We start from the raw sequence: 12,325 nt of genomic DNA on the forward strand, positions 1-12,325 counted from the left end.
ATAATTGAAAATTGCCTATCATCCCAATGGGATATAGGCAATTTTCTTAAAGATGAGCACTACACAGCTGATTTTGTGCAACCAACATCAGTTCTATAAATATTACCACAGTTTAAGGATTATGTAATCAATTACATGAAAAAAATAAAATCGAATAAAATAAGGAGGAAAACAACATGCGCTTCAGATACAAGAGACTCATAGCGGCCTTGCTGATTATTACGTTTCTGTTTTCATACATGCCCGCCGCAGCCTTCGCGGAGGAAGGGGATGGCATAGGGGAAAGCGAACCGCAGATAATATGGAACGAGCCGGCATTCACCGCGGGCTTTTCCGATGCGAATGCTACAGGGTTTACGAATGGATGGAATCCCGGAAATCTCCCCATTACTTGCGTATCCGGCAGCAGTTTTTACATTCAGCCTATTGCTGCGGGGAACCGGTACCATGATGCAAGGGGGATGTACACCGGCTGCGATGTGGCTGAGACAACTTTTCATATCCGTCCCGGTTACGCTCAGCCGTCTAATGGCTTCCATAGGATTTTCTTTGAAGACAGGACTCCGGCGTCCAATTTTTTGGGGATCAGGGCCGTACCCCTGGCGGAGCCCGGCAGGGTACGATTGGAATGGCAAAGGTATAACGGCGCTTATTCCACAATCCCCAACTGTGATAATATAGATGCCCTGGATTGGTACAAGATCGTATTTACATTTGACTATGTGAAAGACACAATCACAATCAAGGTCGGCGACATAGTTACGTTGGATGCAGGAAAAGCAGACAAACGCAAGCCGGAGTGGCCGATTATCGACATGGTCAATTGCTTCCAAACTACTGTGGAAAATACATTTGCGGTACGTGAGTACACCGTACGAACGGGCAACTATGAGACACCTGACCCGGCAGGCGTGGTATTGTCCGAGAGTGAGCTGGCACTTAGCTGCGGCACTGGTTCACAGCCTTCTGCCAGGATGGGTTCTCTTAACGCGACGGTACTGCCCGCGGAGGCTCGTCAGGAAATAACCTGGACGACCAGCAACCCGGCTGTCGCCAAGGTCAGCCCCACCGGTGGAGTATCCGCCGTAGGAGAAGGCACTGCGACAATCAGGGCCGCCAGCATCAAGAGTGGTGTGTATGCGGAGTGCCAGGTCGCCGTCACATATATGGCAGGTACACTCGTTCCGCTCTATGACAATTTAACGGCGATGTTTAACTCGGATTTCTCCAGTCTTGCTGCTACGGGATTTGATACCGGCAATGCAGGAAGAAACGTAAATAACGGCTATTTGGCAATTAACGCCTGGGGTTCCGGCGGCCGCAGTTCGTTCCACGACTACAACTCCGGCACCGAAGATATCGCCGAATACCGATTCGGCTGGATGCCCGGATATGCCATGCCGCGTGAGAACTGGTACGAGATTTTCTTTGAAAGTCTGACGCCGAGTATCACCCCGGTCTTCGCCGTCAGGCAGGTATCCACAGCAACTCCCGGCATGATCAACCTGGAGTATTGGGTGGATGACGGCAGAGCGGGCAGAAGCAATGATCCCGCCACGTGGACACCTGTCCCCGGCTTTCAGGGGGTGAGCGCAGATGTGTGGTATGAACTTGCTGTGACGTTTAACTACCTGACCAAGGAGATGTGGCTCCAGGTGGACGATTTTCGGACGGATGCGCTCCGTTTTACCGGAAAAAGAGTGGGAAGAACGCTGCTTAACGGGTGGCGGGTGAGCAACTGGGATGATCTTAATCCAAACCACATAGCTCTCGGTATTAATAAATACACCGTAAGTACGGGCGAGTATACCGGACCGCGCCCGGACCCGGAGCAGGTGGTGCTGTCACAGCCCAGCGCGGAGCTTGCCTTTGGTCCGGGCTCAATTCCCGGCTATAACGACAGAATCCAGCTTACCGCGGAGGTAGAACCCTCTCATGCCCTCCCTGACATCACCTGGACATCCAGTGATGACACACTGGTGACCGTTGATGAGAATGGTCTGGTGCAGGCGTTGGCAGCGAATCAAGAGGACGACGGTAAGGTTGTTAAGATCAAAGCAACCGGCATCAGCAGTATAGAGGAGACTCCGGCAGCTTACGCTGAATGTGAAGTGACCATTGTTTGGAAAGAGTATACAGCGCAGCCATATGTTCCGGATTTTGAAGAGCACCTTCCGGAATATCGGAATGTGTTGGGTACGGACTTTAAATTTGAGGACGGAACATGGTTATTCGGCGGATTAGAACAAGGAAGCACGATAGAGAATGTAAATGGCGAGGATGTACTCAACTTCTATCTTCGCTATCAAGTAAATAATGCGTCCGGATCCAGAGGCAGTACTGCGGCGCTTGAACCGGTACTTAACAGGGAATTGGGACCCAATTCCTACATATTCTTTGACTGGAATCCGGGCGGTCATGCTCCGTTGGAAATCAGACTCAGGGATATTGATACACAGATTCTGACCTTACGCAGCTTAGGCGGAACGAATGGGGTTGCTGCTTATACGGGGCCGGAAGCGAGCGGTTGGAACCAGACTGAACCCACTATGATTATACCAAGCGGAACAACGACAAGCACCTGGTGCTCTATCGGGATTGATTTTGATTTTACAAATCAGACTGTGTCTGTAACCGCATGGGAACGTGGGAAGGCTTTCACTACGGAACCCCTTGGTACGCATATATTTAACCTGACAGCAGATCAGAAACAAATCAACAGGATGGAAATTCTGCATATAAGAGACGGTGGAAATATCTGGTCCACTACACTGATGGATAACATCTTCGCTTTGCGAAAAAAAGAAACAGATGACACCATCACAAAGATCACCGTATGGCATGATCCGGCCAGGTGGCCTGACAAGCAGCCTACCCCGGACGGCAACTATTTGTCGCCCTGTCAGTACTGCGTGATTCCCGTTGGGGAGGAATGGCAAGGCTATCTGCCCGAGAAGGTGCTTTGCGAACTGGAAAGCGGAGAATCCGTATATGTCGACGTGACGTGGCAGCAGCCGGAGTATCATAACAATGGTGTGAGAAAGGAAGCATACAGATTCAGCACAGACAAACCGGGTCTGTATACCTTTGCCGGAACATTGGCCGAAGAGGCCGGCGTGGCGGTGAACAACAAGAATCTGCCTTTGGAGGTTTATGTAGAATACCGTATTGAGGCCGACCTCACCAAGACCAATCAAGTAGAACGGTCTGCGGAATGGCTTGACCGCGGCGTGGTTGCGATGCCGGTTGCGGATAGGAACGGTCCCCTCGATGAACATGCAAATGGCCTGAGCGGTATACTTGTGACCTGGCGTATGCTTTCCGGCGAATACAATACAGGTCTGACCTTCAATGTTTACAGAAACGGTGTAAAAGTCAACGATTCTCCCATCGGTACGCTGAACTATGTCGATGCGGACGGGCAGCCCGGTGACAGGTATAAGGTAGAAGCGCTTCCCCTGCCGGGCAGAACGACGGACGGTGAGCTTATGAGTCATGAGGTTACCGCCTGGAATGATCCCGACAATAATAACGGACCCTTCCCTTATCTGGATATTCCCCTGCAAAAACCGCAGGATCGCCCGTGTATTGCCAACGGAATAGGGTGTGAGCCGGATTGTGTGGTTCAATACTCCATCAATGACTGCACTGCAGCGGATGCGGACGGCGACGGACAGTATGAGATTCTGGTACAATGGATTACACACGGTCGGGATTCCTCCCACGTCGGATACATGGCCGAGTCAATCTTCGACTGTTATACCCTTGAAGGTGAGCTTCTCTGGCGAATCAACCGAGGTTATAACATTGGCTCCGGAGCACATTATCCCGCACTGCATTTTTATGATTTGGACGAAGACGGAAAAGCGGAACTTGCCATGAAGACTGGCGTTGGTACCCGCATATTCTTCCCGAAAGAAGACGGTACCATAGACGACACAACGGATATCCCTGTATGGGTGCTTCGGACGGTGGACGATAACCGCAGCAGCGGTAAGCAATGGACCGATCTCGGAGAAGACAGATACACAAGTGTTGACATCCCCTATGCGGAGCCTGTCTGGGTCCGGGGAACAGCCGCTGACGTAAACAATGATCCCAGAAATGCGAACTGGCCAATTTATATTAATGGTTTCTTTGGTACCGGCCCCTTATGGCAAGGCGGCGGCGGGGAATATAACGGCATCGATCCCGCTTATCCTGCAGGTAAGATACTTCAAAGCCCCGAGTTCATCAGCGTGTTTGATGGTCTGACCGGTGCTCCGAAGGAAAACGGCACATTGCCCTACTTTGCTCCGTTTGATTTGTATGGACCGTTTTGGGGTGACGGTTACGGCAATCGCGGCGACCGGTTCGTAGGTGCTGTTGCCTACCTGCCGAAAAACGGTGTGCAGGGTGCGGCTCCCTATCCGAGTATCATTGAAGTCCGAGGGCAGTACGGACCCGGTGATGTGGGAGCGTACCAGTGGGTGGACGGAGAATTAAAGCTGATTTGGCACTATAAACCGGTTTCCCCTGACAGTCCGGACTACCAGGGCTCTTCCCATGGCGGAAACCACAACATGTCCGTAGCGGACGTGGACTTTGACGGATACGACGAAATCCTGACAGGTGCCACCGCTATTAATGAAGACGGCAATATCCTATGGGCATCCGACGATAAGAACGGTCATCCGCTGGCGGGGCATGGCGACGCGATTCATGTGAGTGTGATGCAGCCCGACTCCAATGAGTTCTATGTCGTGCTGCCGCAGGAAGGTCCTCCCCGGCACGGCGCGGTAGCTCTGAATGCCTCCAACGGCGAGCTGGTTTGGGCTCAGGGAACCGGCGACACCGGGCGCGGTGCCGCCTTTAACATCACTCCCCTGCCTGGATTTGAGGTCTGGGGTTCCGGTATAGCCATCTATAACATCAAGAACGGACAATACATCAGGGATGGTTTCTTTACCAACGACAGTGTATGGGCGGAGAACCCTATACCAAACGCGGTAAGTGTAAACAGCGCTCTCTACTGGGACGGAGACCTGATGCAGGAGCTTCTGGATCACTGGAGCGGCAGACCGCATATAACCAAGTTCTATTACAATGAGAATGACCCCGCTGCATCCAGGGTAGAGGGTTGGTGGAGGCTGGAAGGCTCAAGTATGAACAACGGCTCCAAGGCGAATCCGAGCCTGACACTGGATCTCTATGGTGACTGGCGCGAGGAGTTGCTGGTGCGCAGGAACGACGAGAATGCGCTGCGTATTTACAGCAGTAACATACCCACCGATCATGTTATCTACACACTCATGCACGATCCGACTTACCGGCAGTCCGTAAGCTGGCAGAACGGCGGGTACAACCAGCCGCCCCACCTGGGCTTCTATCTGGGTGAGGATATCGCGGATAAGGTTGCGGGGATGGAACTTCCTGTTCCCAATTTACATTACACCACTACGCCGGATGTTACCTATATGATCACGGCAACGGCAGGAAGCGGGGGCATTATCAATCCCAGCGGCCCGGTTTCTGTAGCAGCGGGAAGCAGTCAGACCTTTACCATCATGCCCAGTGCAGATTACAGTATTGTATCTGTCACGGTGGACGGTGTTGATAAAGGAGCTATATCATCGTATACCTTTGATAATGTCAGTGGAAACCACACCATAGGCGTAACCTTTAAGCATACTCCGGTAACACCAACTGTAACACCAACGGTAACGCCGACCGTGGCACCAACCGTAACACCAACGGTAACGCCGACCGTGACACCAACCGTAACACCAACGGTAACGCCGACTGTGACACCAACGATAACACCGACCGTGGCACCATCCGTAACGCCAGCCGTGATACCAACGGTAATACCAACCGTAACACCAGCACCCAAAAAAATAGTTCAAGCCGGTTTGGGCGGTGTCGACGGTTCGGTAGATATTAATATCTATGAGGCTGATAAGGATGGCAGGATGAAGGTAACAGTTGACTTGCCAACGGATAGAGTTCTTGCAAGTATCGAGAAAAACGGTTCGGTTGCGAAGCCTTTAGAGATTAATATTCCGGTAGTTGCAAAAGATTTATTGAAAGAGCTGGAACATGAAAAGGTAAAAGAAGTCAGCGTTACGATCCCGATTCCTTCCTCCTTAAGAGGCAATGATAAAGCGAGAATGAATATCCATCTGGATCAGGAAGGATTGCAGGCCGCAAAAGATAATAAGAAGGGCCTAAGTGTCTCTGTAGTAGACGAAGAGGGGAAAGAAAGCTATAGCTGGTCCTTTGCAGGAGAAGATTTGGCAAAGTCCGGCCGGGAGATAACAGAAGTGAATCTTTCCTTAACGGTAAAAGCACTGAATCAGGAAGAGCTGGATGAGCTTGTGAAAAACAATAAGAATGCGGAAGCTCTGTTGATAAGCTTTGGCCATGAAGGCATTTTACCCGCACAGGCTGCTGTTAGAATTTACGTTGGCAACCAGGAGGGTATGAAAGCTGGTAAAAGGATTTATCTGTATCATCACAATAGTGAAACAGGAAAATTGGAAACTTTACCATACAGTTCCGGTTATGAGGCAGATAAGGATGGGTATATCACGGTTCAAATCCTTCATTGCTCCGATTATGTAGTGCTTACAAAAGAGGCGGACAGGAAAGCAATCGCCTCCTTGAGAAATCAAATTAGTATCACTCCTGCAAAAATAACCTTGAAAAAGGAAAAAACTGCTCCTATTCAAGTAGAGCTGCCTGTTACATTAGAGTTGGTTCATCACCTGAAGGATAAAGTGGCGGGCAGTGCAGTGGGAGCAGTTACCGTAACCCATAAATCCAGCAATAAAAAAGTAGCAACCGTAGACAGCAATGGTAAAGTCACTGCGAAAGGGAAGGGAACTGCCGTCATCACCACGGAGGTTATACTTTATAGTGGTAAAAAGAAGATAGTGGTAACCAAGGTTACAGTGAAGTAGCCATAAGGTATTGAATTAAATGCTTAGAGCGTGTTGTAAAACCAACGTAAACAGTTGGAATTGCAATACGCTCTATCTTTGACAATAGCCTGAATAGTGAAAACCGATACAGGGCACATATCAATATTTAAACCTTGATAAATTAATAGAACTACTTTAAAATACATAGTGATACATGCTGATAACGTAAAGGCCAGAGAGGTGAATATATGGTAGGTATAACAAATTTAGAACAATATATTCAATCAGGGGACTATATAGAATATGAAAATCAGCAGCATTACGAATGTGAAGTTTGTTATGTCGTAAAAGGAAAAAAAGGCATTTATATTAATGATCGTTTGGTTACAATGGAAAAAGGAAGTCTGCTATTTATTAATAGTCATGTTCGGCATAGAACAGTTCCGGTATCAAATGAGGATTATGAATGCTTTGTTTTCTCTTTTCAGCCAGAAAGACTGTTGCCGTGGAAAAAGATGGTGCCAGATCACGACTTTTCACTTCTGTTTGATCGGGATTACTTGCATGTTAAACCGGAATGGATTGATCAAGTATTTTTAGTAGGTATGAATAAGGTCCTAGCGACATCATTCATGCATAATATGGAGAGTGTTTTTAATCACAAATTCCTGGAGTATATTGTATACCTAAATATGAAGACCGGTTTGGATAAAGAGGGACAGTTTCACAAACATAATGGAAAGATGCGGTCATTTAAATTATTAACTGATTATATTGAAAAGCAGAATTACTGTGTGACTTTAGAAGAATTAAGTATGAAGTTTTATTTAAACCACTATTATATTTGTCATCTGTTTAAAGAAATCAGCGGAATGACACTCTTAGAATACATTAATACTCACAAGGTGAGAAAAGCCCAGGAGATGCTGAAATATACCGACCGTACAATTACAGAAATTGCCGGGGAGTGCGGCTATGATGCAAGCAGTAAATTTAACCGGATCTTTAAAAAAAACGTAGGTGTTTCCCCTACTGAATACCGTAAGAAGTATAAAACAAGTTAAAGAATTCTGTAGAATAATAACCGCTTGAAATCATATCCAAGCGGTTATTATGTTAGCACTTAATAGGTTCTTTCCGGACTTAGTTGATTTGAGTAATATTTAATGAGCTTCCAGTACGACACTGACAGGATAATGATCGGATAGATACACTCCCTTAATACATTCTTTCCATAACTCACGCTTACTGCACTGTAAACCCATTGAGACAGCGATATAATCAATCTTTTCCGATGGATCTGCTCTGCCATAATCATGAAAGGTTCCTTCCATGCCGAAGGTAATATCACGTAAGAAACCACTTTTTTCTATAAGCTGTATTTCTGCAGAATCAGGATATTCATTAAAATCTCCGGCTAGAATTGTGTTGATTTTACCGTATGCGGATTGCTCTTTTTGTTCTAATGTATTTTTAATATGTTTTATTATTTGATCCATACCAAGCACTCTGGCTTCACTGCTCTCGTGATCCAAGTGGGTATTTAACAGGTAATATAAATTTTCTGTCTCTAAATCCTTTAAGAATAGCTCCGTAACCGATCTTGGACACATGCTTTGTTTTTCATATCTTGTTCCGGGTATTTCAGGATTTAAAGATAACCAAAAGGTATTCATAGATATAAGCTGGAATTTCTCTTTCTTGAATGCCACACTGTTTTGTTCCCCATTTAAGTCCCTTTCTCTGCCGCAACCTATGACATAATAATTTTCTAAATTCATTTTGAGCCAGTGAGCTACGTGAGGCAGTACTTCTTGAAAACAGACAATATCCGGATTTTCTTCTTTTAACTTACCTTTTATCATATCTTTTCTGTTTTCAAAATTATTAGCTCCATCCTGATTATAATCACAACGGATATTAAATGTTACTATCTTCATATACATAATCCTCCGCTTCTTATATCAAAAATAAATAATTCTTCAGCTGCTATTTCTTAATATAAACATGAAGCTGATTGTCTTTTGAAGCAGCATCCAAAAAATCATTTTTTAAAATTTCATATCCACAGTTACGGTATTTATTTTTTAAATGTTTTCCCGGAAGTTCAATGTCCCTTGATTTTATACATATGGGCTGAAGACTTCTGTTATCGATATGATAGATAAAGAAGACAGTTTTGCCGTAGCATGTAAACTGAACGGAGACTCCGTCAAAATCCTCTGCTATCACTGGGTCAATAACAATATGCTCCTGGTTAAACCGTATCCCAAGAAGATTCGCAATGATTCTGCTTATATAAATTCCCGGACCGCTGGAATAAAGCCTCCAGCCTCCTTTTACCGGAATATCACCGGTTCTTAATTTGTTAAAATCGGCGGCATATTCATAGCGGTCATCAAAACATCCGTCGGAGCTGCTGTAGTAAACATTACTTTGACGAGTTAATGCATTAGGTACGTACTCGGTAAGCAGGATCGGCGTGATACGCATCAGTGCGTCCCAGGCTTTGTCGGATAACCCAAATGTAGCAGCGGCTTCTATATAGCGGATATGTGCGTGTACATATTGAAGACTTATCTCTCTTCCTACATTGGCAGCCTGCTCAGCTCTTATGAAAATTTTGCTGTTGCCGCCATGATAGCCGGCGGGATGATCCATTAAGCGTATACCGTCAGGACATGCTAAATAATTATCAATAATATCCATATTACGGGCTGCCAGTTCTGTATCTGCTATTTGTGCGATAATGCTTCTGGTTAAAGGCAGTAAACGATAGTGGATGGAAGTTTCAGTGTCTGCCGGATGCAGCATATATTTCATATGCTCCTTAGTCTCTCTGTATAGAAAACCGGCGATTACTCCGTCCTTAATAAGATACTGATTAAAGCAGGCTTTCATCTCCTTGGCCATATCTAAGGCTGCCTTTGCAAAAGTATAATCCTTATGGAATACCGATTTACTGAGCAGTTCCATTGTTTGTACAGCAAGAGCCTGTGTCCAGGCACTGACCAGATTTTCACGCAATTGACGATTTGCAGGCTGCAAGGTGTCATCCCAGTCTCCTCCTGCGTAGGAAATAAGAGCAGTACCGGGAAGACAACGCTTCCTTATATTTTCTACAGCTCGCTTTATATGATTTAAAATTGTTTCCGGTTTGCCTGCAGGCAGTGCATCCTTCGGCTCTCGATAATCTACAACTTCCTCCAGTATGGAAGAATCTCCGCTGGCCCTTATATAGTCGCTGATAGCTTTCAGGGGCCAGAATACTACATCACCATGGCAATCTTCCTGATGCATGGGATAGTGATCAAACATGAACCATTGAGGCCATTCATAGACTTGATTCATCTGATGAGAGAAAAGGGTTAATAGTATGTTACGTACTAATTCATAATGCTGTGTGCTTAAGAAAAATTCTATTGGTCCCTGGCATACATCGCGAGTACCCCAAGCTGCGCCGCCGGATTGCTCAAGACCGTGGGGAGAAGCAAAATGAATTAGGGCATCATGCGCATACCAACGCATAATAACATTTATTTTTTGCATTGTAAGAGAAAAGCCCTTCGAAGAACTTAATAAGAAATTGCATATTAAGTTATCATAATATTTGTGATAAGCCTCCCTCAGTGTCGGATAATCATAGCTAAGAAGGAAAGGGATGTCATCCCCTTCGTTAACATAGCCCTGTATAACAATATCAAACTCTGATCGGTCCGGTATCATAACGGTCAAAAGGGAAGGGTTCATTTCGGCGTTCTCTGCAAAGAAAATGCGATCATCACTAACATAACTATCTTCTGGGATTCTCATTCGGAAATGAAGATTAGGATAATAGGAATTAATATTAGAATCCAAGGAAGGGCGAATCTGTAATATAGTATTATCTTTTGTTAATTCAATCTCCTTTTCATATTCTCCCGGGCCGGCTGTCAATTGATGAGTAACTATAAAATCATAGTTCTTATGATTGACAGAATAAACTTTAAGAACGATTTCGGGACGGTTATACATGACAAAGGTGGTAATAATTAAGACATCATCTTCTATTTGATAGTACCAGGTACTGCCTGATACCTCCATTTCATAGGCGGAAGGTAAGGTAAGTAATCTGTACTGACCTTCGATTTTTACATAGATTCTCTGCCCGCTGTTCTTCTCGCAGTTTAATAAGCCCCTATGATTGGACAGCAGTTTATTATAGGTGGTATTCCCTGCCACCAGTTGACAGTTGAATACACCATAGATATAATTGGTGGAGCTAACCATACCGTACGGAACATTCTTTAAATCAAAGTTAGTCATTAGGATATGTCCATGAGGACGTTCTGTTATTAATTCTTTCGGCTGTAAAACTACATGACCATTTGTGGAAGTAAAGAATGACAGTAGTGTATCGCCTTCCTTTTCCTCTAAGATCCTGGTAGGGAAATACTTGTTCACCAGTTCCATATTCCATTGTTTGGAAGCATAAGGGGTTCCTACTTGATTAAGAGTAGGCATTTTCACTTGCTTGAATTTCGGAGCGTCCTCAAAGGAGTAAGCACTTTCCAGTTCCTGTATGTATTCTAATTCAGTGACAGCATTCGGATGGTTAGATTTGCAGATACCGTAAAACGAAAATTGCTTCATTCCGGAGATGGAAAATGTCTCTGTTTGAAGTGCGGTATGTGACAACTCAAATTGTTTGTTTTTGCTGGGGAGATTGCCCAGCAATGCCTCGGGGACATTGGTTTTTTTATAAGAGAGACCAAAAAATTGTGTACCGTCTGTAGAGTACGCGACGGAACGGATACCAAGGCTGCCTTGCTGAAGATAAGGATAGCAATTGTCCTGGGCCATATTCTGCCTGGAGCAGATGATGTATCCAAATTCTCCCTCAAATATACTGTGACCTAAATATTGTGCAACATAAAGCTCATTGGATATCACATTACCCTTTGAACCAATTCCTATATCCTGAGAATAGACTACATCGGCTTTGTCACATAGGCCATGGAAAGAGATGTCCCAGAACCATATGCCATGCGAGGTTAGACGCAAGGTTACAGTATAGCTGATTTGATCTGCTGTTCCTTCGAAAACAAGAGATGAATTGCTGAATTTCAATTCACTTTTGGATGACAGTCCGATTAATGGATAACAAGTGATGGAATCTTGTTTGTATATTCGAAGATATATATTATTAACTGAACCATTTAATGGGTTACCTCGAAATGCGTTAATCATAACTGACTCATGAAGCCATTCAAAAATGTCTCCTCCCTGCAAGAAAGTAAAAATACTGTTACCGTTTTTTAATATAATGGGAACAGACATAGCATTAAGTATCATAAAGTTACCTCCTTCATAAAATGAATGGAAACCTTTCCAATCACAAAAAAGTATACAAGAACTTAGATTATATGTCAAGAAAAATCATA

4 protein-coding genes are annotated in these 12,325 nt (G+C 45.1%); 2 read left to right on the plus strand and 2 right to left on the minus strand.

What is annotated here, in order from left to right; translation table 11 throughout:
- The first annotated feature begins 176 nt into the window (after window positions 1-176).
- Window positions 177-6,941: a rhamnogalacturonan lyase family protein gene (locus HNQ56_RS17580; protein ID WP_429148915.1), complete on the plus strand. Its 6,765-nt coding sequence runs from the start codon at window positions 177-179 to the stop codon at window positions 6,939-6,941.
- A 209-nt stretch (window positions 6,942-7,150) separates the two neighbouring features.
- Entirely contained in the window at window positions 7,151-7,966 is an 816-nt protein-coding gene (locus HNQ56_RS17585) for an AraC family transcriptional regulator (protein WP_429148917.1), read from the plus strand.
- Window positions 7,967-8,065: 99 nt separating this feature from the next.
- On the opposite strand, the gene HNQ56_RS17590 is transcribed toward HNQ56_RS17585, so the two are convergent.
- A complete protein-coding gene (locus tag HNQ56_RS17590; RefSeq protein ID WP_429148918.1) occupies window positions 8,066-8,842 on the minus strand; it encodes an endonuclease/exonuclease/phosphatase family protein in 777 nt (258 codons plus the stop codon).
- A 49-nt stretch (window positions 8,843-8,891) separates the two neighbouring features.
- Complete coding sequence (locus tag HNQ56_RS17595) at window positions 8,892-12,236, minus strand: GH36-type glycosyl hydrolase domain-containing protein (RefSeq protein ID WP_429148919.1); 3,345 nt, start codon at window positions 12,234-12,236, stop codon at window positions 8,892-8,894.
- Window positions 12,237-12,325: the final 89 nt, after the last annotated feature.

Source organism: Anaerotaenia torta, from assembly GCF_050433395.1.
GTDB lineage: Bacteria > Bacillota > Clostridia > Lachnospirales > Lachnospiraceae > Mobilitalea > Mobilitalea torta.

What these genes read in the sequence shown, in the direction of transcription:
- HNQ56_RS17580 (WP_429148915.1), top strand. Translation starts at nt 177, where the DNA reads ATGCGCTTCAGATACAAGAGACTCATAGCGGCCTTGCTGATTATTACG.
- HNQ56_RS17585 (WP_429148917.1), top strand. Translation starts at nt 7,151, where the DNA reads ATGGTAGGTATAACAAATTTAGAACAATATATTCAATCAGGGGACTAT.
- HNQ56_RS17590 (WP_429148918.1), bottom strand. Translation starts at nt 8,842, where the DNA reads ATGAAGATAGTAACATTTAATATCCGTTGTGATTATAATCAGGATGGA.
- HNQ56_RS17595 (WP_429148919.1), bottom strand. Translation starts at nt 12,236, where the DNA reads ATGATACTTAATGCTATGTCTGTTCCCATTATATTAAAAAACGGTAAC.